This is a genomic window from Burkholderia sp. AW49-1 (assembly GCF_053427845.1).
In genome coordinates this window covers 19,004-44,848 of sequence record NZ_JBSAXF010000009.1, presented here as the reverse complement: position 1 = coordinate 44,848, position 25,845 = coordinate 19,004, and the positions used below count along the sequence as shown (strand labels likewise).

The following is a 25,845-nucleotide window of genomic DNA, read 5'->3' as shown; positions in this document are numbered from 1 at the left end:
CACGGGCCGGTGTTGTGCGTGCGAGCGACGATCCACCGCGCGCCGGGCCCTGATGCGGCGCGCAGTGAACCATCGGTCTCGCCAGGCCTTGGTGGCTGCGTCCGCCATGGCCGAAAGGCCAAGTCTGTTGACGGACGCCTCCGTCACGATGCGCGCCGTTGGCGCGGAGCATCGAGCGGAGCGGCTACTCCCCAATGAGCGGCGAATTCTAGCACGCCGTGTGGCGTGCGCGGTGCGAATCCGGTTGCGCCGGCATGTGCCGCGACGCACGCCGGAGCAGGTGCAGGCAAGCGCGCGTGCGTTACGCGGCGGCGGTGCGGCGTGCGGCGCCGCGCTCGTGCACGAGCTGGCCGGCCGCATACGTGCGGTACACGGCGCGGTCGTCGCCGAGCAGCGCGAACGCGAACAGCAGTTCCTCGAGCGACTCCGCGCGTTTCGTGCGGCGCGCGAGCAGCGGCGTGGCCTGCGGGTCGAGCACGACGAAGTCGGCTTCGGTGCGCGGCGCGAGCGTGCCGACGGTGTCGGCGAGGTCGAGCGCCTGGGCGGCGCCGGCCGTCGCGAGCCAGAACATCCGCGTCGCGGTCAGGTGGTGGCCCGACAGCCGCGCGACTTTGTGCGCCTCGTTCATCGTCTGCAGCATCGAGAACGACGTGCCGCCGCCGACGTCGGTGGCGAGCGTGACGGGCACGTCGAATTCGCCGGCCTTGTCGAAGTCGAACAACCCGCTGCCGAGGAAGAAGTTCGACGTCGGGCAGTGCGCGACGACGGTGCGCGTCTCGGCCATCCGGCGACGGTCCTCGTCGTCGAGGTGGATGCAGTGGCCGTACACCGCGCGCGGGCGCAGCAGCCCGTAACGGTCGTAGATGTCGAGATAGCTGCGGTGGCCGGGGAACAGCTCGGCCACCCATTTCACTTCATCGACGTTTTCCGCGACGTGACTCTGCACGAACACGTCCGGATGGCGACGCGCGAGTTCGCCGCATGCCTCGAGCTGCGCCTCGGTGGACGTCGGCGCGAAGCGCGGCGTCAGCGCGTACATCTGGCGGCCCTTGCCGTGCCAGCGGCCGATCAGCTCGGCGCTGTCGTCATAGCCCGATTGCGCGGTGTCGCGCAGGAATTCGGGGCAGTTGCGGTCCATCAGCACCTTGCCCGCGATCATCCGCAGGTCGCGCGCGTCGCTCGCCGCGAACAGCGCGTCGGCCGACTGCTTGTGCACGGTGCAGTAGACGAGCGCGCTCGTCGTGCCGCAGGCGAGCAGTTCGTCGACGAAGAAGTCGGCGACCTCGCGCGCATGTTCCGGATCGCCGAACTGGCGCTCGGTCGGGAACGTGTACTTGTCGAGCCACGGCAGCAGGCCGGGCGCCGGCGACGCGATCATGTCCGTCTGCGGATAGTGGATGTGCGTGTCGATGAAGCCGGGCACGATCAGCTTGTCGCGCAGATCATGGACGACCGCGTCGCGCGCGAGCGTCGCGGCGAGCCGCGCATGCGGGCCGGCCGCGACGACCTTGCCGTCGTCGACGATCAGGAGGCCGTCGGTCTCGTGGTTCGCGGCCTGGCTCGACTGCGCCGGGTCGCCGTTGAAGGTCAGCAGTTGGGAACGGAAAGCGGTTTGCGTCATGACGAATGGTCCTGCATCAAGGTAAGGCGAACAGAAGAAAACGGTCGGCGCCGCGCGGGCGACGGCATGGCGGGTGCTGCCCGGGCATGCGCGACGCGGCAAAGCGCGGAGGCCGGGGCGCCGCGGATGGCGAACGCGCACGCGAGCGTGTCGGCATGTGCGACCGGCGCGGCGGCGAGCTGCATGACGAGCCGCCACGACAGGCTTCGGCGCGCGACGTCGCACAACGCCGTCGCCGCGCGGGCGACGGACGCGGCGTCGGCGTGCGCGCGCGGGGCACGCACGCGGCCGGCGTGGCGCAGGGTCGAGCCGGTCGCCACGAAGCGGATGTCGTCGACGTGTTTCATCTGTCTAGCGAACCTCGATGCCGGCCGTCACGCGGCTTGCCAGTACGAATCGAGACGCGCGATCAGCGCATCGCGCTGCGCGGCGTCGACGAACGACGCCTCGAAGCCGTTGCGGATCACCGCGTGCACTTCGGCGTCCGTCAGTTGCAGCCCGTCGACCGTCGCGAAGTAGTTGTCGTTCACGTAGCCGCCGAAATAGGCCGGATCGTCGGAGTTGATCGTCACCGCGACACCGCGATCGAGCAGCGCCTTCAGCGTGTGCTTCGCCATGTCGTCGAACACGCACAGCTTCAGGTTCGACAGCGGGCACACGGTCAGCGCCGTGCGCGTGCGTGCGAGGCGTTCGACGAGCGCCGCGTCCTCGATGCTGCGCACGCCGTGGTCGATCCGGTCGACCTTCAGCACGTCGAGCGCTTCGTAGATGTAGGCGGGCGGGCCTTCCTCGCCCGCATGCGCGACGAGCTTCAGCCCGAGCGCACGCGCCTTCTCGAACACGCGCGCGAACTTCGTCGGCGGATGGCCGAGCTCGGACGAATCGAGACCGACACCGATCAGCCGGTGGCGATAGCGTTCGAACAGCGGCAATGCGGATTCGAACGTCGCGAGCGCATCTTCTTCGGACAGGTGGCGCAGGAAACACAGGATCAGCTTGCTCGACAGCCCGCGCTGCTCGGCATCGGCGAGCGCGCGGTCGATGCCGGCAACGACGGTCTCGATCGGCACGCCGCGTTCGGTGTGCGTCTGCGGGTCGAAGAACAGCTCGGTGTGGACGACGTTGTCGGCGAGTGCGCGTTCGCAGTACGCGGCCGTCATGTCGTAGAAATCCTGCTCGGTCAGCAGCACGCTCGCGCCGGCGTAATAGATGTCGAGGAACGACTGCAGGTCGGTGAACGCGTACGCGGCGCGCAGCGCGTCGATCGACTCGTACGCGAGCTTCACGCCGTTGCGCTGCGCGAGCGCGAAAATCAGTTCGGGCTCGAGCGAGCCTTCAATATGGATGTGCAGCTCCGCTTTCGGAGCGCGGGCGATCTTGTCCTTGAATGTCGGGGTCATGGCGTTGTTCTTGGTCGGTCAGAATTGTGGGGAAACCTGCACGGGCGCGTTTGCCTCGACGGCCTGCAGCAATTGCGCGGCCACCGAGATCGCGATCACTTCGGGTGCCTTGTCGACGATGCCTTCGACGCCGATCGGGCAGCGCATCCGCGCGACCTGGGCCGGATCGATGCCGATCGCCGCCAGCCGATGATCGAACTGCATGCGCTTGGTGCGCGAGCCGGTCATCCCGAAATACGCATAGTCGCCGCGCCGCAGGATACGTTCGGCCAGCACGAAATCGAGTGTGTGGTCGTGCGTCATCACGACGAAGTACGCATGCGGCGGCGCCGTGTCGACGGCATCGGCCGGGCTGGCCATCGCGTCGATCGCGAGATTGCCGATCCCGGCGAGTGCGTCGGCCGGCGGGAACACCGCGTCGGGCCCGTCGATCCAGTGCACGTGGCACGGCAGCGTCGCCAGCACCTTCACGAGCGCGGTGCCGATGTGTCCCGCGCCGAACAGCACGACGGGGAACGCAAATGGCGCGATCGTTTCGGTCATCAGCGACACTCCGCCGGTTTCCCACAGCAGGCAGTCGGCGCGCGCCGCGGGCGATTCGGGCTCGCTGAGCAGCGGCGCGCCCGGCGAGGGGCCGAATGATACGCTACGCACGGTCGCGGCACCCGCCGCGACGCGCTTGGCGAGCGACATGATCCAGCCGAGGTCGCCGACGTCGAGCCGCTCGAACGCGAGCACGACCGCGCCGCCGCAGCACTGGCCGAGGCTCGGGCCGAGCGCGAGCCGTTCGAGCCGGCGTGCGTGGGGCACGTGCGCGCCGTCCTTCAGCAGGTGCCGCGCGATCTCGATCGCCTTCCATTCCAGATGACCGCCGCCGATCGTATGGCGGGCCGTGTCGCGCGTGACGAGCATTTTGGTGCCGGCCTCGCGCGGCGCGGAGCCGTCGGTGTGCGCGACCGTCACGAGCACGGCCGCTTCGCCGTGAGCGAGCAGTTGCTGCAAATCGCCGAGCCAGGCTTCCATCAGCACGCTCCGGTCCGGACGACGCGGCACGACGCGCGGCGCGGGCTGGCGGGCGCGGTGGCAACGAGGGTGGACGGGAGCGACGCGAGCCGGCTGCCCGACTGGTTCGGTGCGGTGGCCGTGCGCCGAAGGCGCGCGCGAACGACGCCGCGGGACGCGCGGACGCCATGAGGGTGACGGATGCGGATGGTTTGCGTTGTCATGATGAATCCGGTCGACATTGCGGATCGGGCGCGCGTTACGCAGGAGGTGAGACCGCTGGCCTCGCGCACGTAGATCGCCATCCAGTCGCGAAGATAGCACCGCGAGGCGGCGGAAACATTGCCGGGCGGTGATCCGGGCTATCAGGCGGCGATCATGTCGATCATAGGCCCGCCGCGCGGGATCGGGGCGCCGATGCACGGGCATCGGGCCGAAACGCATGCGCGGCGGGGCGTGCGCGCGGATGTCGCGCGCGGTGCGTTCGCCCGGAAATCCGCGTTGCGGCGGGGGTAGGTGTTTACGCGCGGCCGGCAGCGGCGGCCGCGTTGGCGCTGCGCCGGTGCAGCCGGGTGAGCGGCGCGAAGCGCCCGCGCGGCCTCGACCGGTCGGCCGGACCGTGTGGCGCGCCCGGTCAGCCTGCCAGCTTGCGGCGATGGCGCCAGAGGCTCGAGGCGACGGCGATCAGGATCGCGGCGAAGCCGATCAGCGCCCAGCCCGGCAGCAGGATGCCGAAGATCGGCGGGTAGACGGTCTCGCACAGGCCGGCGACCTTGAACATGCCGGGGAACCACTGGGCGGGCGGCAGGCTGTCGACGATCGGCTGCAACGTGTCGAAGCCGCAGCTGAAGCCCGGATTCATCTGGATCGACAGGTGCCGCGCGGCGGTGCCGACGCCGCCGGCCGCGGCGATCGCGATCAGCAGCTCGAGCACCCAGATGCCGCGCCAGTTGCGCATCCCGGCCGCCAGGAACGCGAAGATCCCGATCGCCGCGAAGAAGTAGCGCTGGATGATGCACAGCGGGCACGGATCTTCGTTCTTCACGTACTGCAGATAGAGCGCGCCGGCCAGCAGGGCGATGCACACCCATCCGAGCAGCATCAGCAGGCGGCGTTCACGGCGGAGTGCAAGCGTGGAGTCGTTCATGTCGGCGGGATTCCTGTCGTTGGTCGGTCCGATAAACAATCGCGCGATTTTAGCGCGAACGATCTGGCACGAAACTGACAACGCACGTGCGGCACCCCGCCGCAGCCACTGCGTCTGGGGCATCTGCCGTCGTCATTGCGCCCGTGCGGTCACCGGATCGTGGTCAGCACGGCTTCGACCGCCTGGCCGATCGCGAGCAGTGCATCGTCGCGATGCGGCGCGGCCGCGAGCATCAGGCCGACCGGCGCGGCGTCGCGCGGATGGCACGGCAGCGACAGCGCGCAGGCGTCGAGGAAGTTGAACGCGCTCGGGTTGCGAAGGATCAGCGCGTTGGTGCGCGTGAAGGCGGCGTCGTCCGCTTCGAGTTCGGCGATGCGCGGCGGCACGACCGGCACCGTCGGCGCGACGAGCGCGTCGAAGCGCGACCAGACCGTGTGCGCCGCTTCGTCCAGCATCGCCTGGCGGGCGGCGAGCAGGTCGAGATAGTCGGCCGCGCTCGCCGGCTCGCCCTTCAGGATGCGCGACAGCACGCGCGGATCGTATTGGTCGCGGTGCTGCGCGAGCAGCGGGCGATGCCACGCGTATGCCTCGATCGGCGAGAAGCCGAAGCGGTTGATGTCCGGCAACCGGTCGAGCGCGGAAAAGCGCACTTCCGTGACGATCGCGCCGGCGGCTTCGAGGTGTTTCAGCGATGCGTCGAGCGCGGCGGCGACATCGGCGTCGACACCGTCCGTCACATAGTTGGTCAGCACGCCGAGCCGCACGCCTTCGAGCGGCCGCGCGGCCGGCACGTTCGGCTCGAGGCCCGCGAGCATGCGGTCGACGAGTGCGCAACAGGCGACCGTCAGGCCGATCGGGCCGAACGAGTCGAGCGTGGTCGACAGCGGCACGCCGCCTTGCGTCGGGATTCGGCTCGCGGTCGGCTTGAAGCCCGTGAGCCCGCACAGCGCGGCCGGAATGCGGATCGAGCCGCCGGTGTCGGTGCCGAGCGCGACGGCCGCCATCCCGTCGGCGATGGACGCGGCCGCGCCGGACGACGAGCCGCCGGCAATCCGCGCGTCGCCCGGCACGTCGCGGCGGTACGGCGAGCGCGGCGTGCCGAAGTGCGGATTCAGGCCGAGCCCCGAGAACGCGAACTCGCTCATGTTGGTGCGGCCGACCAGCACCGCGCCCGCGCGCTTGAGCCGCGCGACGGCGACCGCGTCGGCCTTGGCGGGCGGCGCGCCGTCGAGCACGCGCGAGCCGGCGCGCGTCACCTGGCCCGCGACGTCGAACAGATCCTTCACCGACACGGGGATACCCGCGAGCGGCGACAGCACGGTGCCCGCTGCACGCAGGCGGTCGTGGGCATCGGCGGTCGCGCGCGCGTTGTCGGCGTCGACTTCGGTGAAGACGGCGGCACCCTGGCCGGACGGATCGGCGATCCGGTCGAGCGCGACGTCGACGAGCGCGCGGCTCGTGGTCCGGCCGGCGGCGAGGTCGGCGGCGAGCTGGGCGAGCGGAGGGAAGGGCGTGAAGGTGGTCATGGGCGGCTCAGGGACGAAGATGTTGGACAAGCGTGGCGCGAAACGAGTCGATATGGCGTTCGACGGCCGTGCGCGCGCCGGCGGCATCGCGCGCGGACAGCCGTTCGAACAATTCGAGGTGTTCGCGCTGGACCTCGGACAGGTGGCGCGGCTCGGACAGCGTGACGAACCAGAAACGCAGCGAGCGTTCGTGCAGCGCGCGCAGGATTTCCGCGAGCACGCTGTTGCGTGCCGCCGCGGCGATCGTCTGATGAAACGCGCGGTCGAGCTCCATCATGCCTTCGATGTCGTGCGTGTCGACGCAGGCCTGCCCGTCGTCGAGCAGCGCGGCCATGCGCGCAAGATCGTCGGGCGTCGCATAGCGTGCGGCGAGTTCGACGCAATGCGCTTCGTTGATGCGGCGCACGTCGATCACCGCGACGATGTCGTCGAGCGACAGCGGCTGCACCATCAGCCCCTTGCGCGGCATCACGGACAGCAGCCCTTCGAGCACCAGCCGGTGGACGGCCTGATGGACGGGCGTGCGACCGATGCCGGTGCGTGCGACGAGGTCGGCTTCGTTGAGCGCGGCGCCAGGCTTCAGGCGCATCGTGATGATGTCGCGCTGGATCAGCGCGTACGCGCGATCGGCGAGGCTGACCGCCGATGCGGCGGGCCGGTCGTGGAGGGCGTCGGTCAGGACGTTCATGCGGGCGGCGGCGAGGTGGCCGGGCAGGGCGCGATCATGGCGCGGTCGATCGGGTAGCGTGGGCGATTCGTGAATATTATTGTGATATATCACTGATGTCCAGTTTGCCCGGGCGACTGTCGATGTTATCGAACGGGGCCGGTGACGCGCGTCACGGCGGATGCGACGAGTTGCAACAATATCGACAGGATGTTGCTCGTTTACCGCGCGATCGTGCACTGAAGCATAATGAATCCTCGTCAATCCACCACGCGCGAGCGACGTACCAGACCATCGTCATGAGCGAAAACACGCCTTCCCCGGCCGGTCTGCCCGGCACCTCTTCCGCTTCCACCGATTCCCCCCGTTCCAGTCCGGCGCATACGCCGGAGGCGCCCGCCACGCAGGCTGCCGCCGCGCAGATCGTCGCGGCGGACGGCGCGTCGCCGGTCACGGCGGCGTCCGAGCCGGGCGCCGCGGGCACGACAGGCGCAGCCGCAGAAGGCCGTGCAGTGCCGCCGAAACCCGGTGCCGCGCCGCCCGGCTTCGGCGCGCAGCCCGATTTCGACACGCCGCGTCCGCCGCCCGCGAGCGCGCAGAACGCGCCGCCGGCGTACCTGAAGCAAAGCGACACGCCGTGGTCGGTGTTCGGCCGGATCGTCGCGGCGCGCGCACGCCGGATCTTCGATCGCGCCGGCCAGCGGATCACGCAGCGCACGCTGCGCATCGGCGTGTCGGCGCGGATCTTCCATCCGGAGCCGGGCGCGAAGGGGCTGCGCGGCAAGACGCTGCAGTATCTCGAGGAATCGATCGCGCACTGGGTGATGTCGCGCGACGTGCTCGTGTTCATGATCCCGACCGTCGGTCACCAGGGCATGCTGCATCCGAGCAACATCCGCCTGCGCGACTACGCGAAGCATCTCGACGGCCTGCTGCTGCAAGGCGGCGCCGACGTGTCGCCGCAAACCTACGCGGCGTCGGATGCGCGCCCCGAATGGCCGGGCGACCGCGTGCGCGACATGTACGAGCTCGAGCTGTTTCACGAGTTCGTCGAGTCCGGCAAGCCGGTGCTCGGTGTGTGCCGCGGCGCCCAGCTGATCAACGTCGCGTTCGGCGGGTCGCTGTACCAGGACATCGCGACGGACGTGCCGACCGCGAATGCGCACGTGAGCGAGCATTACGACCAGCATCGCCACGCCATCCGCTTCCCCGACTCGTCGACGCTCGCGAGCATGTTCCCCGGGCGCAGCGAAGCGATCGTGAACTCGATCCACCATCAGGCGATCCGCGATCTCGGCCGCGATCTGAACATCGAGGCCGTGTCGGCCGGCGACGGGATCATCGAAGGCATTCGCTACCGACGTGCACCGTTCGTCGTCGGCGTGCAATGGCACCCGGAGTTTCATCGTGCCGGCGGTTCCGAGTTGCTCGACTGCACGCCGCTGCTCGATGCGTTCCTGCGCGCGGCTCGCGAGACCCGCCTGTAACCCGTTCTTGTATTGCCGCGCAGGTAAGCCGGCCGCATCCCGATAAATTCGAGATGCGGCCGTTTCGTTTTGAACGATAATCGCGACTCCCGATTCGTTCGACGGAGTCTGACGTTGGCCTTCCGAGATTTTTCCCCTGCACGATGCGCGACGTGGATCGTTGCGCTGGCCGCCTGCGCGCACGCGGGCGCGGCGTGGTCCGACGCGACCGCGCCGGTCGCGGGCACGCGCCCCGCGGTGACGAGCCTGAGCGGCGATGCGGCGACTGCGGTGCCGGCATCCGCGACATCCGCCACGGATGCCACCGCGCAAGGCAACGTCGCCGAACTCACGCAGATGCTGCATGACGGACGAATCGTCGAGATGCGCACCACCTACAACGGCAGCTATGGCGCAAGCCTGATGTTCGATCCGCGCGAGATGACGTATTACGTCGCGCTGTTTCAGGACAAGCATCTGTGGCGCGTGATCAGGTCGCAGGAGAAGAACCGCGCGGAGATGGTGTACGCGAACTTCGTCCAGCAGACGGTGCAACTCGCGGATGTCGAAATTCGTCGCACTGAACTCCAGGCGCAGAAGACGTTCCTCGAACGCGTGATCGCCCTGCAGGCGAATCGCGCGCAGCAACTGCAGGCAGATCTGAATATTGCACGCGGCCAGCAGTCCGAGGTCGCGCAGCGACAGAAGGCGGCGCAGGAGCAGACGCAGGCGCTGCAGATCGAGAAGCGGGCCGCGCAAGTGCAGTTGCGTGATCTGCAGGAGCAGGTACGGCAACTCGAACGGCAGTCCGAAACGGGGTTGCCCGCGCACAAGTGACGATTCAGCCCGATGGACCGACGGACGGACGAAAACCCGGCGAAGCCTGCTTCGCCGGGTTTTTTGTTGGGCGCTGTCAGCGGGTGAGCGTATCCGGTACGTCGGTCAGGCGGCGGTGGGACAGTTGCGCTGTCCAGTCGAAGCCGGCGACGGGCGCATTGGCCGCCGGTGCCGGGCGATCGGCCTGCAGCGCGTTCGCCATCGCGATAAGCGTGAGCGGATCGTCGAGCGGATCGTGCGCGGCTCCGGGATGCGCGGGCGAACCGGCGCGATCGGGCGTCGGCGTGCGCGACGCGTGGTGCGTGACCGACGGGCGGGCGGTGAATTGCGGCGCGGAAGGTGCGTGCTCGCGTGCCGTTGTCGTGCGCCTGTTGTCGGGCCGATGCGGCGCCGGCGATGATGTGCTGGCGACGCGCTGAACGTTCGGTGTCGTGTCGGGGCGTCGCGGCGCTGGATCGGTCGTCGCGCTGCGCGCGACGGGCAACGCTGCGGAAGGCGTCGCAAGCGGCCGCGCCGTAACGGGCTGCGCCGGCGCGATGGTCGGCGTGGCGGGCGCCACCGCGGCCGTTTGCACGGCACCCATCGACTGCACGGGATGCGCCGGCACGACGCCAACGGTCTGAATCGCAGGCGCAGGCGCGAAACCCGGGAACGGCTCGTGCGCGGCGATCAGCCAGCCGATGATGCCGAGTGCGCCGATGCTCCAGCAGGCGGCGTGCCGCGCACGCCGCTCATGCGTGCGACCGGCGGCATGCTCGATGTGCTGGCCGGCGGCGCGCGCCGCAACGGCCGGTACACCGACAGACACCGGGCGCGCGGCGGGCGGCGATTGCCAGCGGCACGTGCGATGCGGTGCTTCGACGTCGATGCATGAGGTTTTCAGGATGGCAGTGCAGCGCGTGCCGAGCCGGGTGCTGGGTGCGCCGCTGAACGTCCATTCGCGGCCGAACGGCGGCACGCCGTCGAGTGGTGCGACACGAGGGCGGGCAAGCGGGCCTTCGACGGAAACGAGGGGCGTCGGGATCATGAGGGCGGTACGCGGTGCGACACGGGCGACGATGCCGGCCGCGGCGCGAATAGCGTGGCGAGTCGTGACATTGTGGTGAGTCGCCGGCGACCTGTCGATCAGACCGATCTGATTTTCGTGCGTTTTTCGAGGCGATTCGTACGAGACGAACGCGGCGACGGCGATCGCGGGTCGGCCCAAGGCAATTGTCGGCTTCGCGTGGCATCATTTGCCGACCATGCCGGCGTGCACATCGTTGCGCGGCGTGCCGCCGGCTGGCAGCGATGTTCGTGCGTGCCGGTCCGGTGCCACCCGCATCGTCCGATCCACACGGCGCCGATGTCGCGCCGTCCGCGCCGAGAGAACAGCATGTCCACAGCAACGCACGCCGTCGCGCAGGAATCCAAGGTTCGTACCGTGTTCCGGGTCGTCAGCGGCAACTTCCTGGAAATGTACGACTTCATGGTCTACGGGTATTACGCGTCGGCCATCGCGAAAACCTATTTTCCGAGCGGCAATGCGTTCGCGTCGCTGATGCTGTCGCTATCCGTGTTCGGCGCGGGCTTCCTGATGCGCCCGGTCGGCGCGATCGTGCTCGGCGCATACATCGACCACCACGGCCGCCGCAAGGGGCTGATCCTGACGCTTGGGCTGATGGCGCTCGGCACGCTCACGGTGGCCGCGATACCCGGCTATGCGACGATCGGCGTGCTCGCGCCGGTGCTTGTGCTGCTCGGCCGGTTGCTGCAGGGCTTTTCCGCGGGCGTCGAGCTTGGCGGCGTGTCGGTCTACCTGTCGGAGATCGCGACGAAGGGCCACAAGGGGTTCTATACGTCGTGGCAATCGGGCAGCCAGCAAGTGGCCGTCGTGTTCGCCGCGTTCGTCGGCGTGCTGCTGAACCGCGCGCTGCCGGTCGAGGACATGACCGCGTGGGGCTGGCGCATTCCGTTCCTGATCGGCTGTCTTATCGTCCCGTTCCTGTTCCTGATCCGTCGTTCGCTGAAGGAGACCGACGAATTCCTCGCGAAGCGTCATCGTCCGACGATGGGCGAGATCATGCGTTCGATGCTCGAGAACTGGGGTGTCGTGATCGCCGGCATGGGGATGGTGATCATGACGACGGTGTCGTTCTACATGATCACGGCCTATACGCCGACGTTCGGCAAGGAAGTGCTGCACCTGTCGTCGCTCGACGCGCTCGTCGTGACCGTCTGCGTCGGCCTGTCCAATCTCGTCTGGCTACCGCTGTCCGGCGCGCTGTCGGATCGCATCGGCCGCCGCCCGGTGCTGATCGCGTTCACGGTGCTCACGCTGCTGTCGGCCTACCCGGCCGTGCTGTGGCTCGTGGCCGATCCGTCGTTCCTGCGGCTGCTGGCGGTCGAGCTGTGGCTGTCGTTCCTGTACGGCTCGTACAACGGCGCGATGGTCGTCGCGCTGACCGAAGTCATGCCGGCCGACGTGCGCACGGCCGGCTTCTCGCTCGCGTACAGCCTCGCGACGACGATCGGCGGTTTCACGCCGGCGATCTCGACGTTGCTGATCCACCAGACCGGCAACAAGGCGGCCCCGGGGCTGTGGCTGAGCGTCGCCGCGATCTGCGGATTGATCGCGACGCTCGTGCTGTATCGCACGCCCGAGTCGCGCAACCAGTACAAGGCGGCCTGACGCCGCCCGCGTCGCGTCACGTCGAATGAAAAAAGGAGCGCGTCGCGCTCCTTTTTTCATCTGCGTTCGGCCGCGGTCAGGCGTCGCGCAACGCGTCGGCGACCGCCGCCGCCACGTCGAGCCATTGCCCCGGTGCGGACTGGCGGGCGAGCCGCGCGTGCGGATACCACGGACAATCGTCGCCGGTGAACCAGCGCCAGTCGGGCGCGAACGGCAGCATGATCCACAGCGGCTTGCCGAGTGCGCCCGCGAGGTGCGCGACCGCCGTGTCGATCGTGACGACACCGTCGAGCCGTTCGATCAGCGCGGCCGTGTCGGCGAAGTCGTTCAGTCGCCCGTCGAGGCGATGCACGCGCGGATGCGCGTCGACGCGCGCGCGTTCATCTTCGTCGAGCGCCGGCTGCAGCACAACCCAGTCGATGTCCGGCAGCGCGAGCAGCGGCGCGAGCGCGTCGAACGGCATCGAGCGGTTTTCCTGCGCCTGCCGCCGCCCTGACCACGCGAGACCGAACTTGCGCTTCGACTGGCCGCCGAGCGAGCCGCGAAAGCGCCGGTGCGCGCTGTCCGGCGCGTCGAGGTAGCGTTTGCCCGCGACGATGTCGGCCGGCTGCAGGCCGAGCAGGAACGGCAGGCTCATCAGCGTGCACGCGACGTCCGCCGCCGGCGGCTTCGCGGCGCCCTGTGCGACGAGCGTCACGCGCCAGCGTGCCGCGGCAGGCGCGAGCAGCGTGACGAGTTCCGGCTGCACTTCGAGCACGACGCGCGCGCAGCGCGCGCGGGCGAGCGGCACGAAGCGGACGAACTGCAGCGTGTCGCCGAAGCCCTGTTCCGCGCGGATCAGCAGCGTGCGCGACGCAATCGGCTCGCCTTGCCAGCGCGGCAACGTGCCGAGCGGCGTCGCGCCCGGCGTGTCGTGACGCGTTTCGTATGCGGGCAGGCCGCGCGTGAAGTCGCCCAGCGTCAGCAGCGTGACGGCGCGATGCAGGTGCGCGAGTTTGAGGTCGGGAGCGACGCGCAGCGCCTGGTCGTACGCGCGCAGCGCCATCTCGTGCGCGCCGAGTGCGTGATGCGCGTTGCCGAGGTTCAGCCACGCGAGACTGAACGACGGATCGAGGCCGACCGCGCGTTCGTAATAGGGCAGCGCTTCGCGCTGGCGTGCCTGCGCGCACAGCGCGTTCGCGAGCCCGAAAAGGGCGAGCGGGAACGGCGGGTGCAGCGCGAGCGCGGCTTCGAATGCGGCGGCGGCTTCGGCGTGACGGCCGACCGCCTCGAGCGTGTTGCCGAGATTGAAATGAGCGGCGACGAAGCGCGGCTGCGCGGCGATCGCCGCCTGGAAGTGCGCGATCGCGTCATCGGCCCGGCCCATCGCGTTCAAGGCCATCGCTAGATTGTTGTGCGCGCCGGCGTGCCCGGGCCGCAGTTCGAGGGCGCGATGAAACGCGGCGAGCGCGTCGTCGTGACGGCCGAGGGCATTCAGCGCGTTGCCGAGGTTGTTGTGGATCGATGCGTCGTCGGGCGTGAGCCGAAGTGCGCGGCCGAATGCGTCGATGGCATCCTCGTGGCGCTGCAGTGCCGCATACGCGTTGCCGAGGTTGTAGTGCGCGAGCGGAAATTCGGGCGCGAGCGTCAGCGCGTTGCGAAAGCGGTCGATTGCTTCGTCGAGGCGGCCGAGCGCCTTCAGTGCGTTGCCGAGATTGAGCTGCAGCGCGGCATCGTTCGGGCGCAGCTCGACCGCACGCCCGACGAGATCGGCCGCCTCGGCATGCTGGCCCTGCTGATGCCGCAGCACGCCGAACAGATGCAGTGCGTCGGCGTCGGCGGGATTGGTGGCGAGTGCGGTGCGATAGCCGTGCTCGGCCTCGGCGAGGCGGCCCGCGCGGTGCGCGGCATACGCTCGGTCGAATGCGGAATCCATGACGCGAAAACTGACGGAAAGCGCGTATTTTCCCACACTGCGCGCGGGCGCCCCAGATCGGCCGGTCGGCATATGGCCCCGTCACGCGGAGCGGCGTAGACTTGCACAATCGCGTGTCATCGAGGTTCTCATGGCTGACACACTGCTCGATATCCCGCCCGTGCTGATCGTCGGCGCGGGCCCGACCGGCCTTGCCGCCGCGATGGCGCTCGCGCGTGCCCGCGTGCCGGTGCGCATCATCGACCGGCTCGTCGCGCCCGCACCGTATTCGCGCGCGATCGGCATCCAGGCGCGCACGCTCGAACTGCTGGAGCAGCATCGCGCGGTCGAACCGTTTCTCGCGTTGGGCCATCGTGCGCATGCCGCCGCGTTGCATGCGGACGGCCGCGTGATCGCGCGGCTCGATTTCGATCCGCTGCAAACGCGCTATCCGTATTTGCTGTTCCTCGACCAGAGCATCACCGAGCGGCTGCTCGCCGAGCACCTGGCCGGGTTCGGCGTGACGGTCGAACGCGGCGTCACGCTGACCGCGTGCGACGCGGGCGGTACGTCGCTCGACGTGACGATCCGCGGCGCCGACGGCCGTGAACAGGCGTTCGCACCGTCGTACCTGATCGCCGCCGACGGCGCGCACAGCACGGTGCGTCATCTGCTCGGCCTGGGCTTCACGGGGCATGCGTTCGAGCAGACCTTCCTGCTCGCCGATTTCTCGGCGATACCCGACTGGCCGGACGAGGAGATTCACCTGTTCACGACGCCGGACGGCATCGCGGGGCTGTTTCCGATGGGCGGCGGCCGCTACCGGCTCGTCGCCGACCGGCCGCCCGGCGGCGACGCATCGCCCGACGCGCCGAACCCGACGCTCGACGAATGCGAGGCGATCGTGCGCGCTCGCGTCGGCGCGTCGATCGCGCCGAGCGATCTGGCGTGGTCGGCGTATTTCCGTCTGCATAGCCGGATGGTCGACCGGCTGCGTCACGGGCGTGTGTTCTTCGCGGGTGACGCCGCGCATGTTCATAGCCCGGCGGGCGCGCAGGGCATGAACACGGGTATCCAGGAAGCGTTCAATCTCGGCTGGAAGCTCGCGCGCGTGCTTGGCGCGGGCACGCCGGAGCGGCTGCTCGACACGTATCACGCGGAGCGCCATCCGATCGAGCGTGACGTATTGCGGCAGACCGGCTTCATTACGCAGATCGTCGAAGCCGACCACGGCGCGATGAAGCTGCTGCGCGATCATGTCGTGCCGCTGCTGGCGTCGTTCGGGCCGGTGCGTGACGCGGTGCGCCGCACCGTCAGCGAGCTCGGTGTGCAATACCGGAAAAGCCCGCTCACGCTCGAACGCGTGCTCGATGGCGGGCCGCGCGCAGGCGAGCGTGCACCCGACGCGCTCGTGCACGTGGTCGACGGGCCGCTCGGCCGGGCGCCCGGGACCGCGCGACTATACGACCTGCACGATCCGGCGAGCTTTACGCTGCTGCTGCTCGAGGAGCCGGCAGGTGCCGACACGGGCGATACGGCCGATGTGCCGCCGATGCCCGCGGACGCGCAGGCGCTTGTGCAGGGGCTGGAGCGGATCATGCCGGGCGCCGTGCGAACCTGGCGCGTCGCCGATGCCGAAAGCGACGGCACGGACGGGCTCGCCCAGGTATACGGCCGTTCGAGGCCGTCGTTTTACCTGCTGCGTCCCGACGGTTACATCGCGGTGCGCGGCCGTACCGCAACCGACGCGAACGCGCTGCTGCGCCATTGCGAAAGCTGGTTCGCGGGCATGCCGGTGCCCGCTTAGCGGGGCGCTCAGACGGGGGCCGCGGCCGGCACGAGCGATGCGCGATGCGCGGCGATCGCGTCGCGCACGATCGGCGCGGCGCGTTGCGCGGCTTCGCTCGACGGATCGTCGAGCGCGGCGAGTAGCGCGCGCCGCATCCGCGGTTCCCAGAAGCGCCGGATGTGTTCGGCGATGCCGGCCAGCGCTTCTTCGCGATCGGGCATCGATTCGAAGAACGCGCCGATCTGGTTGGCCATGTCGATCAGGTGTCCGATGTCCATCGCGTCCTCACTTGCCCGTCGTCGCAGCGGCCGGCGTGGCGGCGCGGCGCTCGAGCAGATCCAGCTGCTCCGAGTTGAAGCGTGCATATGCGCGCTGCCAGTCCGACGGCTGCGCAACCGGCATCACCTGCACGGCCGTGACCTTGTATTCCGGGCAGTTCGTGGCCCAGTCGGAGCTGTCCGTCGTGATCACGTTCGCCCCTGACTCGGGGAAGTGGAACGTCGTGTACACGACACCCGGCTGCATGCGGTCGGACACGAGCGCACGCAGTACCGTCTGGCCGGCCCGCGATTCGATGCCGACCCAGTCGCCGGTCCGGATTCCGCGATCCTCCGCATCGTGCGGATGAATCTCGAGGCGATCCTCTTCGTGCCACCGGACGTTCTCGGTCCGGCGCGTTTGCGCGCCGACGTTGTATTGCGACAGTATCCGGCCCGTGGTCAGGATCAGCGGATAGCGCTGCGTGACCTTTTCAGGCGTCGGAATGTACTGCGTGATCACGAACCGGCCCTTGCCGCGCACGAACGCGTCGATGTGCATCGTTGGCGTGCCGTCCGGTGCAGCTTCGTTGCACGGCCACTGGATGCTGCCGAGCGCGTCGAGTTTCTCGTACGACACGCCAGAGAAGGTCGGCGTGAGCCGCGCGATCTCGTCCATGATTTCCGACGGATGCGTGTAGTGCATGTCGTAGCCGAGCGCCTGCGACAGCAGCAGCGTCACTTCCCAGTCGGCATAGCCCGCGAGCGGCGGCATCACCTTGCGTACGCGCGAGATGCGACGCTCCGCGTTCGTGAACGTGCCGTCCTTCTCGAGGAACGTCGAGCCCGGCAGCAGCACGTGCGCGTATTTCGCAGTTTCGTTCAGGAAGATGTCCTGCACGACGATACATTCCATCGACGACAGCGCGGCCGCGACGTGCTGCGTATTCGGGTCCGACTGGACGATGTCCTCGCCCTGGCAGTAAAGCCCCTTGAAGCTGCCGTCGAGCGCCGCGTCGAACATGTTCGGGATGCGCAACCCCGGTTCCGGTTGCAGCGTGGCCGACCATGCTTCCTCGAACTGGCTGCGCACGATTGCGTCGCTGATGTGCCGGTAGCCGGGCAGCTCGTGCGGGAACGAACCCATGTCGCACGAGCCTTGCACGTTGTTCTGGCCGCGCAGCGGATTGACGCCGACGCCTTCGCGACCGACGTTGCCGGTCGCCATCGCCAGGTTCGCGATACCCATCACCGTCGTCGAGCCTTGCGCGTGTTCGGTCACGCCGAGGCCGTAGTAGATTGCTGCGTTGCCGCCGGTGGCATAGAGGCGTGCGGCCTCGCGCACCCGTTCGGCCGGTACGCCCGTCACCTCAGCGGTGGCCTCGGGCGAATTTTCGGCGCGCGACACGAAGTCGCGCCATTGCTCGAACGCGCGCGTGTCGCAGCGTTCGGCGACGAACGCGTCGGCGACGAGCCCTTCGGTGACGATCACGTGTGCGAGCGCGTTGACCATCGCGACGTTGGTGCCGGGGCGCAGTTGCAGGTGGTGCGTGGCCTTCACGTGCGGGCCGTCGACCACGTCGATGCGGCGCGGGTCGATCACGATCAGCTTCGCGCCTTCGCGGATGCGCCGTTTCATGCGCGAGCCGAATACCGGGTGGCCGTCGGTCGGGTTCGCGCCCATCACGACGATCACGTCGGCCTGGCCGACCGACGCGAAGGTCTGGGTGCCGGCCGATTCGCCGAGCGTCGTCTTCAGGCCGTAGCCGGTCGGCGAGTGACACACGCGTGCGCAAGTGTCGACGTTGTTGTTGCCGAACGCGGCGCGCACGAGCTTCTGCACGAGGTAGGTTTCCTCGTTCGTGCAGCGTGACGACGTGATGCCGCCGATCGAATCGCGGCCATATTTCTGCTGCAGCTTGCGGAATTGCGTTGCCGCGTAGGTCAGCGCCTCTTCCCAGCTGACTTCGCGCCACGGGTCGGTGATCTGCTCGCGGATCATCGGTTTCGTGATGCGGTCCTTGTGCGTTGCGTAGCCCCACGCGAAGCGGCCCTTCACGCATGCATGACCTTCGTTCGCGAGGCCGTTCTTGTGCGGCGTCATGCGCACGACCTGCGTGCCCTTCATCTCTGCCTTGAACGAGCAGCCGACGCCGCAGTACGCGCAGGTCGTGACGACGGAGTGCTCGGCCTGGCCGAGCTGGACGACGGATTTCTCCTGCAGCGTGGCGGTCGGGCACGCGGCGACACAAGCGCCGCACGATACGCAGTCCGACGCCATGAACGATTCGCTTTCGCCGGCGGCGACGCGCGATTCGAAACCGCGGGCGGCGATCGTCAGCGCGAACGTGCCTTGCGTTTCCTCGCATGCGCGCACGCAGCGGTTGCAGACGATGCACTTCGACGGATCGTACGTGAAGTACGGATTCGATTCGTCCTTCTGCTCGCGCAGGTGATTCGCGCCGTCGAAGCCGTAACGCACTTCGCGCAGCCCGACCACGCCCGCCATGTCCTGCAGCTCGCAGTCGCCGTTGGCGGGGCAGGTGAGGCAGTCGAGCGGGTGATCGGAGATGTACAGCTCCATCACGTTGCGGCGCAGCGACTGCAGCCGGTCCGACTGCGTGCGCACCTTCATCCCGGCTTCGGCGGGCGTCGTGCACGATGCCGGATAGCCGCGCCGGCCTTCGATTTCGACCAGGCACAGGCGGCACGAGCCGAACGGTTCGAGCGAATCGGTCGCGCAGAGCTTGGGCACATTGACGCCGGCTTCGATCGCGGCGCGCATCACCGACGTGCCGGCCGGCACCGTCACCGGCTGGCCGTCGATTTCGAGCGTGACGTCGGTATCGGCATGCCGTTGCGGCGTGCCGTAGTCGGTTTCGTCGAACGGATCGCGCACGCGCGCCTGCGCGGCGCTCTTGCACGCGCATTGGCCCGAGCCGCAGCCGCCTTGGCGGACGTTGTTCGTGTCGAGGGACATTCAGGGCTCCTTCTGGGTCAGGCCGCGGCCTTGACCGGACCCGACGCGGCTTGCTTGCCGGCGGCGAGCCCGAAATCTTCGGGGAAATGGTCGAGCGCGGACAGCACCGGGTACGGCGTCATCCCGCCCATCGCGCACAGCGAGCCGGCGAGCATCGTGTCGCACAGGTCGCGCAGCAGTGTGACCTGTCGCTCCGACTTGTCACCCTGGCGAATGCGTGCGATCGTCTCGACGCCGCGCGTCGATCCGATCCGGCACGGCGTGCACTTGCCGCATGATTCGAGCGCGCAGAACTTCATCGCGTATTCGGCGAGCTCCGCGAGATTCGACGTGTCGTCGTGCAGCACGATGCCGCCGTGGCCGACGACCGCGCCGATGGCCGTATACGCCTCGTAGTCGAGCGGCACGTCCCACTGGTGTTCGGGCAGATAGGTGCCGAGCGGGCCGCCGACCTGGGCGGCGCGCGCGGGCCGGCCGCTGGCCGTGCCGCCGCCGTAGTCGAACATCAGCTCGCGCAGCGTGACGCCGAACGCGAGCTCGACGAGGCCGCCGTAGCGGATGTTGCCCGCGAGCTGGAACGGCAGCGTGCCGCGCGAGCGGCCCATCCCGTAGTCGCGATAGAACGCGGCGCCGCGCGCGAAGATCACCGGCGCGGTCGCGAGCGTGATCACGTTGTTGATCACGGTCGGCTGGCCGAACAGGCCGGCGAGTGCGGGCAGCGGCGGCTTCGCGCGCACGACGCCGCGCTTGCCTTCGAGCGATTCGAGCAGCGCCGTTTCCTCGCCGCACACGTACGAGCCGGCACCCTTTGCGACGTGCAGGTCGAATGCATGCGCGGAGCCGAGCACGCGTTCGCCGAGCCAGCCGGCTTCACGGGCGCGCTCGATCGCGGTTTCGAGTGCCGCGATCGCGTGCGGGTATTCGCTGCGCACGTAGATGTAGCCGAGCGTCGCGCCCGTCGCGATGCCCGCGATGATCATCCCTTCGATCAGGCAGTACGGATCGCTTTCCATGATCAGGCGATCGGAGAACGTGCCCGAATCGCCTTCGTCCGCGTTGCAGACGATGTACTTCTGCGTCGCGCTCGCCTGCCGGACGGTGCGCCATTTGATGCCGGCGGGGAATGCCGCGCCGCCGCGGCCGCGCAGCCCCGATTCGATCAGCAATTCGCATGCGGCGCCGCCGTCGAGTGCGAGCGCGTTCTTCAGGCCGGCGAGGCCGTCGTGCTTCAAGTAATCGTCGATCGACAGCGGATCGGTCAGGCCGATGCGCGCGAACGTGAGGCGCTGCTGGCGCGCGAGATAGGGCAGGGCGTCGACGAGGCCGACGCCGCTCGGATGCGCGCCGCCGTCGAGCCAGTTCGCATCGAACAGGGCAGGCACATCGGCGGCCGACAGGTTCGCGTAGCCCACGCGCCCGGCGGCCGCGCCGACCTCGACGAGCGGCTCGAGCCACAGCAGCCCGCGCGAGCCGTTGCGGATCAGGTCGATCGCGACGCCGCGCCGCTCGGCTTCCGCGACGATCGCGGCGGCGAGGGCGTCGGCGCCGAGCGCCAGCGCGGACGAATCGCGCGGAACGTAGATGCGGGTCGTCATGCTGCCTCCGGGGTGCGGGCGGTCGCGTCGGCGAGCAGGGCGTCGAACTTCTCCGGCGTGACCTTTGCATGCAGCACGCCGTTGACCGTCATCGACGGCGATTGCGCGCACAGCCCGAGGCAGTAGACCGACTCGAGCGCGACGTCGTCCGGCGCGTGCGCGTCGGTGCCATCGCCGTGCGCCGCGTCGAATCGACAACCCGTGCGCGCTTCCGCGTGCGCGGCCAGCGCTTCGCAGCCCATGCTGCGGCACGCCTCGGCGCGGCACATCTGGATCGTCACGCGCGCGGGCGGCGCGGTGCGGAAGTGGTGGTAGTAGGTGATCACGCCGTGCACTTCGGCGCGCGACAGATTCAGCGCCTTCGCGAGCGGCGCGACACAGCCGGCGGGCACGTAGCCTGCATCGTCCTGGATCGCATGCAGGATCGCGACGAGCGAGCGGCCGGCACGCGCGTGGCGCTCGACGAGCGCGTCGGGCGCAGGGGAATTCGGGGACATCGGGTATGCTCCTCCAAAGTCTCATATGTGCCGTTGATTCATATAGTGCACATCGGGACTTCGTCCTGATTGATTTTGAGCAACGATAAGCGGAAGATTCCGCAGTCGCAATAGGAAATCGGAGTGCATAATTGATTCGAATCGAATGCGACGCATATCTGACCGTACGCGACACCGAGGGCCGCACCGCCAGCCTGTCGGACGTCGCCCCGTTGCTGGAGCTCGTGGCCGATACGGGCAGCATCGCGCAGGCCGCGCAGGCGAAAGGTCTGTCGTATCGGCACGCGTGGGGCATGCTGCGGGCGCTGGAGGCGTGCGTCGGCGGCGAGTTGATCGAGACGGCGCGCGGCAAGGGGTCGACGCTGTCGGAGCTCGGGCAGGCGATCGTCGACGCGCAGCGGCTCGCGCGCAGCCGTCTCGACGGCAACCTGCGCGCGCTGGCGGCCGAGGTGGCGAGCGACCTGAACCGGCGGCTCGCGCAGCGCGACGGCGCCGTGCGCATCCATGCGTCGCACGGCTACGCGGTTGCGACGCTCGTTTCCGCGCTCGTCGATGCGCAGGCCGCCGTCGACATCAAGTATCGCGAGAGCGTCGAGGCCGTGCAGGCGCTCGCGCGCGGCGAATGCGAGCTGGCCGGTTTTCATCTGCCGCGTGGCGCGTTCCGCGATCAGTGCGCGCAGATCTACCGGCCGTGGCTCGACGACACGCGTCACGTGCTGATTCATCTGACGCGTCGCCAGCAGGGACTCTTCGTGCCGCGCGGCAACCCGAAGCAGGTCGGCGGGCTCGCCGATCTCGCCCGCAACGACATCCGTTTCGTCAACCGGCAGCCGGGGTCGGGCACGCGGATGCTGCTCGATCTTGCATTGCGCGCGATCGGCATCGATCCCGAGCGTATCGACGGCTATGCGTCGGCCGAACTCACGCACTCGGCGATCGCCGCGTTCGTCGCGAGCGGGATGGCCGATCTGGGCTTCGGCGTCGAGCCGGCTGCCCATCACTTCGGGCTCGATTTCATCCCGGTCGTCGACGAGGATTATTACTTTGCGTGCGAACGCGCGCAGCTTGACTCGCGACCGCTCGCCGGCGTGCTCGCCTTGCTGCGCGATGCACGCTTCGTCGACCGCGTCGCGCATCTCGACGGCTACGATCCGGCCGCGTGCGGGACGCTGATCGGCATCGCGGAGGGGTTCGCCGGTATCGTCGGGGGCGGTATGCCGGACGGCAACGCACGGTAACGGTGACGCGCGCGAACCGCGCTGCAGCAGCGAGGGATTTGCGCTACGCTTGCCGCTCGATCAACGTTCCAACAAGCACGCCGTTCAGGCGTCATCCCGCCATGAAACTATCCGTTCCCTTCACTGCGGCAGCGTTGACCGCAGGGCTCCTTGTTGCCGCTTCGCCGTTGGCACTCGCGCAGAATTCACCAGGCGTGCCCGGCGGGATCCTGAGCGAGCAGTTCCGCCTGAACGAGCATCCGCAGATGCCGTTCGCGGCGTCGGCGCCGTCGCAGAAATACCAGAGCGGCAAGAAGTCGGCATTGCGCCGCAAGGGCGATATGGGGGATCCGAATGGCTGCAACCTGAAGTGTCCGACGGACACTCAATAAGCAGGCGCTGACGCGGCGGGTTGTCGCTGCAGCGATCGTCTGTCCTGGCCGCGCCCATGCCGCGCGGTTCTTTTCGGGCCCCGCAGGGTGTGCTGCCTTGCGGGGCTCGTGCTTTGTGGTTCGGTTCGGCCTTGCTTAGTGCTATTGGCGGTGCCGGATCAAGGTCCGGATCGAGCTAGGGTTAACCCTTGATTCGGGAAGAATGTCTTCCTGAAACCTGCCTTATTCTTAAGCAGACGCCTACATAAACTTCAGTTTGTCAGCGATGAACGGGTGTTCACCGCGAAATCAGACAAATCTGGAGGTAGGTCACCATGAAGTCGCTCGTTCAAGCCGTTGTCGTTGCTGCTGCTCTCGTTGCCCCGGTCGTGTCGTTCGCGCAGTCCGGCTCGGCACTTACCCGCGCGCAGGTTCGCGCCGAACTGGTTCAGCTTCAGCAGGCCGGTTACAACACCGCCCGCGGCGAAGACCCGCATTATCCGGAAGCGATCCAGGCCGCCACGGCGCGTGTCGCGGAGCAACAGCGCAGCGCGCTCGCCCAGGCGCAAGGCGGCGACGCCAGCGGTTACGGTGCGCAGGTGCAGGGCGCATCGGCATCGGGTTCGCGTGCGAGCGGTGTGCGTCCGGCCAGCGCAGAAGAAATGAAGTCGCTGTATCGCGGCAGCTAAGCTGCGCTTCGCCCGGTGAGGCCGTGTTGCGGCGGCGATGACGCGCCGCTTGCCGGGCAGAGGGTGCCGTCCGCTGCGGTCGATCACCGTGCAGGCGACGCCGAACATCCATCACCTCCTGCCGTCGGAATGTCGGCGGTGTTCCGCCGGGCCCGTCCGGGGCCGGCGCTTTTTTCGGAAGGCGCGGGACGTCCGGCTTCGGCAGCAACAAAAAACCCCGCAGACTCGCGTCGTGCGGGGTTCGTGCGTCAAACGCGGAATTTGGTGGAGGCGGCGGGAATCGAACCCGCGTCCAGAAGCGCTCCACGACTAGTTCTACATGTTTAGTTCAGTCATTTGATTTAACCGCAGCGACGCGGACGAACACGCTGCACTACGGCGATTCGCTAGATTTTCGACCCTGGCGTCGCGACGCCGACAGGGCTTAACTGACGTAAATGACCTCTGGCGGTATTGCTACCGGTCTTGCGACACTAGCCCGTCAGTGAACTAGGCAGAGGACGGCGGCCGTTAGGCTGCCAGTGCGAACGTATCGTCGTTTGCAGTTACGATTTTCCCATTGATTAACGAGGTGACGGGTCCTCGACATGCCCTAGCCGCTTCACAACCCCTGTCGAAACCAGGTCGCCCCCGCGGATAAGATTGATCATTATAGCCCAACATCGCGCAGCAGTTCGCGCAGTTCCTGCGTCGTGCCGACAAGATGCTGCGCTTGCCAGTCGGCCGGCGCGACGCCGTCACCGCAATAGCCGTACGCGGCAGCGACCGTCGCCATCCCTGCCGCACTGCCAGCCTGGATGTCGCGAAGATCGTCGCCGACATAGACGATGCGCTCCGGCGCGAGCGTCAGTTGTTCCGCCGCATGCAATAGCGGGGCTGGATGCGGTTTCGAGTGCGGCGTTGTGTCGCCCCCGACGATGCAGGCCGCGCGCGGCGCGAGGCCGAGCAGGTCGGCGAGCGGCGCTGTGAGGCGCATCACCTTGTTCGTGACGATGCCCCAGCGCACGCCGCGCGCATCGAGTTCGTCGAGCACGTCGCCGATGCCGGGGAACAGCACCGTGTGCACGCAGATGTCGGTCGCGTAATTGGCCAGGAACTCGTCACGCATCGCGTCGTAGCCGGGCGATTGCGGGTCGATGCCGAACGCGCCGCCGAGCAGGCCGCGCGCACCGGCCGATGCCAGTGGCCGCAGCACGTCGAGCGACGTTTCGGGCAGGCCGCGCACACGCTGCATCTTGTGGACTGCAGCGGCGAGATCGGGCGCCGTGTCGGCGAGCGTGCCGTCGAGGTCGAACAACACGGCATCGCAGTGCAGCAGGCGCGGCGCGTCGAATGCAGGCCGCTCGGTCGAAAGGGGAATCGTCATGCCGGTCGGAGGGTCACGCGCCGCGGCGGCACGCGACGAGATAGTTGATGTCGGTGTCGTTCGACAGCGCGAAGCGCTTGCCGATCGGGTGATAGGTAATACCCTTGATCTCGACGATGTGCAGATCGGTCCCGCGAATGAAGCTCGCCAGTTCCGACGGGCGGATGAAGCGCGCGTAGTCGTGGGTGCCCTTCGGCAGCATCTGCGCGATGTACTCGGCGCCGATCACCGCGAACAGGTAGGACTTCAGGTTGCGGTTCAGCGTGGAGAAGAACACCCAGCCGCCCGGCTTCACGAGCGTCGCGCACGCGGCGACGACGCCGGCCGGCGACGGCACGTGCTCGAGCATCTCCATGCAGGTGACGACGTCGTATGTGCCCGGCTCGCGTTCGGCGATCGCTTCGGCGGCGATCGCCTCGTAGTCGACCGTGATGCCGCTTTCGAGGCTGTGCAGGTCGGCGACCCCGAGCGCTTCGGTTGACAGGTCGATGCCTTTGACCTGGGCACCGAGCCCGGCCATCGATTCGGACAGGATGCCGCCGCCGCAGCCGATATCAAGCGCGCGCTTGCCGGCGAGGTGCGCATGCGAATCGATCCAGCCGAGCCGGACCGGATTCAGGTCGTGCAAGGGCTTGAATTCGGCATTCGGGTCCCACCACCGATGGGCGAGGTCGCTGAATTTCTGGAGTTCGTGCGGATCGGCGTTGGTCATGTCGGCAAACGGGCTACGGAAGGAGGGCGGTGCGTCGGTACGTCAGCCCCGAGTATATAAGGGGCCGCACGACGAGGCCAGCGAGCGCCAGAACGGGCGTCAAAGAAAAAGCCCCGCCGGAGCGGGGCTTTGAAGCAGTCG

General features: G+C 68.4%; 22 protein-coding genes, 1 other RNA gene and 1 riboswitch. Of the genes, 7 read left to right on the top strand and 16 right to left on the bottom strand.

All coding sequences use genetic code 11. The features are described from left to right. Positions 1-29: 29 nt before the first annotated feature. A riboswitch (yybP-ykoY riboswitch) is annotated at positions 30-205 on the bottom strand. Between the two features lie 96 nt (positions 206-301). The 7 genes from guaD to ACV22W_RS15945 form a co-directional block, all read right to left on the bottom strand. Next, positions 302-1,621: a guanine deaminase gene (gene guaD, locus ACV22W_RS15975; RefSeq protein WP_059699462.1), complete on the bottom strand. Its 1,320-nt coding sequence runs from the start codon at positions 1,619-1,621 to the stop codon at positions 302-304. Beyond that, positions 1,618-1,968 (bottom strand): hypothetical protein, encoded by a 351-nt coding sequence (locus tag ACV22W_RS15970; RefSeq protein WP_448020388.1) that lies wholly within the window; start codon positions 1,966-1,968, stop codon positions 1,618-1,620. Before ACV22W_RS15970 ends, guaD begins: the two co-directional genes overlap by 4 nt. 27 nt (positions 1,969-1,995) lie before the next feature. Beyond that, entirely contained in the window at positions 1,996-3,021 is a 1,026-nt protein-coding gene (locus tag ACV22W_RS15965; protein WP_124613256.1) for an adenosine deaminase, read from the bottom strand. Between the two features lie 18 nt (positions 3,022-3,039). Beyond that, positions 3,040-4,044, bottom strand: a complete 1,005-nt coding sequence (xdhC, locus tag ACV22W_RS15960; protein WP_448020385.1) for a xanthine dehydrogenase accessory protein XdhC — start codon at positions 4,042-4,044, stop codon at positions 3,040-3,042. A 613-nt stretch (positions 4,045-4,657) separates the two neighbouring features. Next, entirely contained in the window at positions 4,658-5,170 is a 513-nt protein-coding gene (locus ACV22W_RS15955; RefSeq protein WP_059467072.1) for a disulfide bond formation protein B, read from the bottom strand. 149 nt (positions 5,171-5,319) lie between these two features. After that, positions 5,320-6,696, bottom strand: coding sequence for an amidase (locus tag ACV22W_RS15950; RefSeq protein ID WP_448020384.1), 1,377 nt, complete (start codon positions 6,694-6,696; stop codon positions 5,320-5,322). 7 nt (positions 6,697-6,703) lie between these two features. Next, a complete protein-coding gene (locus ACV22W_RS15945) occupies positions 6,704-7,384 on the bottom strand; it encodes a GntR family transcriptional regulator (RefSeq protein WP_448020383.1) in 681 nt (226 codons plus the stop codon). A gap of 278 nt (positions 7,385-7,662) precedes the next feature. Between ACV22W_RS15945 and ACV22W_RS15940 the strand changes: the two genes are divergently transcribed. Both ACV22W_RS15940 and ACV22W_RS15935 read left to right on the top strand, forming a co-directional pair. Continuing rightward, the gene (locus ACV22W_RS15940; protein ID WP_448020382.1) at positions 7,663-8,850 is read left to right on the top strand and encodes a gamma-glutamyl-gamma-aminobutyrate hydrolase family protein; all 1,188 of its coding nucleotides are present in this window, start codon (positions 7,663-7,665) and stop codon (positions 8,848-8,850) included. Between the two features lie 114 nt (positions 8,851-8,964). Further along, a complete protein-coding gene (locus ACV22W_RS15935) occupies positions 8,965-9,666 on the top strand; it encodes a DUF2968 domain-containing protein (RefSeq protein ID WP_448020381.1) in 702 nt (233 codons plus the stop codon). Positions 9,667-9,742: 76 nt separating this feature from the next. Here the strand turns inward: ACV22W_RS15935 and ACV22W_RS15930 are convergent, their stop codons facing one another. Continuing rightward, positions 9,743-10,693, bottom strand: coding sequence for a hypothetical protein (locus tag ACV22W_RS15930; protein ID WP_448020380.1), 951 nt, complete (start codon positions 10,691-10,693; stop codon positions 9,743-9,745). Between the two features lie 348 nt (positions 10,694-11,041). On the opposite strand from ACV22W_RS15930, the gene tcuC reads away from it, so the two are divergent. Continuing rightward, positions 11,042-12,337, top strand: coding sequence for an MFS transporter (tcuC, locus tag ACV22W_RS15925; RefSeq protein ID WP_059816248.1), 1,296 nt, complete (start codon positions 11,042-11,044; stop codon positions 12,335-12,337). Positions 12,338-12,413: 76 nt separating this feature from the next. Here tcuC and ACV22W_RS15920 read toward each other — a convergent pair whose 3' ends face one another. After that, complete coding sequence (locus tag ACV22W_RS15920; protein ID WP_448020379.1) at positions 12,414-14,252, bottom strand: tetratricopeptide repeat protein; 1,839 nt, start codon at positions 14,250-14,252, stop codon at positions 12,414-12,416. A 130-nt stretch (positions 14,253-14,382) separates the two neighbouring features. Here ACV22W_RS15920 and ACV22W_RS15915 point away from each other — a divergent pair, with 130 nt between their 5' ends. Beyond that, positions 14,383-16,038 (top strand): FAD-dependent monooxygenase, encoded by a 1,656-nt coding sequence (locus tag ACV22W_RS15915; RefSeq protein ID WP_448020378.1) that lies wholly within the window; start codon positions 14,383-14,385, stop codon positions 16,036-16,038. 8 nt (positions 16,039-16,046) lie between these two features. Here the strand turns inward: ACV22W_RS15915 and ACV22W_RS15910 are convergent, their stop codons facing one another. The 4 genes from ACV22W_RS15910 to ACV22W_RS15895 are packed head-to-tail and all read right to left on the bottom strand — an operon-like array spanning position 16,047 to position 21,349. Then, entirely contained in the window at positions 16,047-16,298 is a 252-nt protein-coding gene (locus tag ACV22W_RS15910; protein ID WP_448020377.1) for a formate dehydrogenase subunit delta, read from the bottom strand. A 7-nt stretch (positions 16,299-16,305) separates the two neighbouring features. After that, positions 16,306-19,257, bottom strand: a complete 2,952-nt coding sequence (fdhF, locus tag ACV22W_RS15905) for a formate dehydrogenase subunit alpha (RefSeq protein ID WP_448020376.1) — start codon at positions 19,255-19,257, stop codon at positions 16,306-16,308. 17 nt (positions 19,258-19,274) lie between these two features. Continuing rightward, positions 19,275-20,852 carry a formate dehydrogenase beta subunit gene (locus ACV22W_RS15900; protein WP_448020375.1) on the bottom strand — a complete coding sequence of 526 codons (1,578 nt, stop codon included), beginning with the start codon at positions 20,850-20,852 and terminating at the stop codon, positions 19,275-19,277. Continuing rightward, complete coding sequence (locus ACV22W_RS15895; RefSeq protein ID WP_448020373.1) at positions 20,849-21,349, bottom strand: NAD(P)H-dependent oxidoreductase subunit E; 501 nt, start codon at positions 21,347-21,349, stop codon at positions 20,849-20,851. Before ACV22W_RS15895 ends, ACV22W_RS15900 begins: the two co-directional genes overlap by 4 nt. A 131-nt stretch (positions 21,350-21,480) precedes the next feature. Between ACV22W_RS15895 and ACV22W_RS15890 the strand changes: the two genes are divergently transcribed. From ACV22W_RS15890 to ACV22W_RS15880, 3 genes are all read left to right on the top strand, one after another. Further along, entirely contained in the window at positions 21,481-22,587 is a 1,107-nt protein-coding gene (locus ACV22W_RS15890; RefSeq protein WP_448020371.1) for a substrate-binding domain-containing protein, read from the top strand. 101 nt (positions 22,588-22,688) lie between these two features. Further along, positions 22,689-22,958 (top strand): hypothetical protein, encoded by a 270-nt coding sequence (locus tag ACV22W_RS15885; protein ID WP_448020369.1) that lies wholly within the window; start codon positions 22,689-22,691, stop codon positions 22,956-22,958. A 314-nt stretch (positions 22,959-23,272) separates the two neighbouring features. Beyond that, the gene (locus ACV22W_RS15880; protein ID WP_448020367.1) at positions 23,273-23,626 is read left to right on the top strand and encodes a DUF4148 domain-containing protein; all 354 of its coding nucleotides are present in this window, start codon (positions 23,273-23,275) and stop codon (positions 23,624-23,626) included. A gap of 262 nt (positions 23,627-23,888) precedes the next feature. Here ACV22W_RS15880 and ssrA read toward each other — a convergent pair. The 3 genes from ssrA to ubiG all read right to left on the bottom strand — a co-directional run bounded on the left by ssrA (position 23,889) and on the right by ubiG (position 25,704). After that, positions 23,889-24,258: a transfer-messenger RNA gene (gene ssrA, locus ACV22W_RS15875) on the bottom strand. A gap of 17 nt (positions 24,259-24,275) precedes the next feature. Further along, positions 24,276-24,992, bottom strand: a complete 717-nt coding sequence (locus ACV22W_RS15870) for an HAD-IA family hydrolase (protein WP_448020366.1) — start codon at positions 24,990-24,992, stop codon at positions 24,276-24,278. A 13-nt stretch (positions 24,993-25,005) separates the two neighbouring features. Beyond that, positions 25,006-25,704 carry a bifunctional 2-polyprenyl-6-hydroxyphenol methylase/3-demethylubiquinol 3-O-methyltransferase UbiG gene (gene ubiG / locus ACV22W_RS15865; protein ID WP_059530025.1) on the bottom strand — a complete coding sequence of 233 codons (699 nt, stop codon included), beginning with the start codon at positions 25,702-25,704 and terminating at the stop codon, positions 25,006-25,008. Between the last annotated feature and the right edge of the window lie 141 nt (positions 25,705-25,845).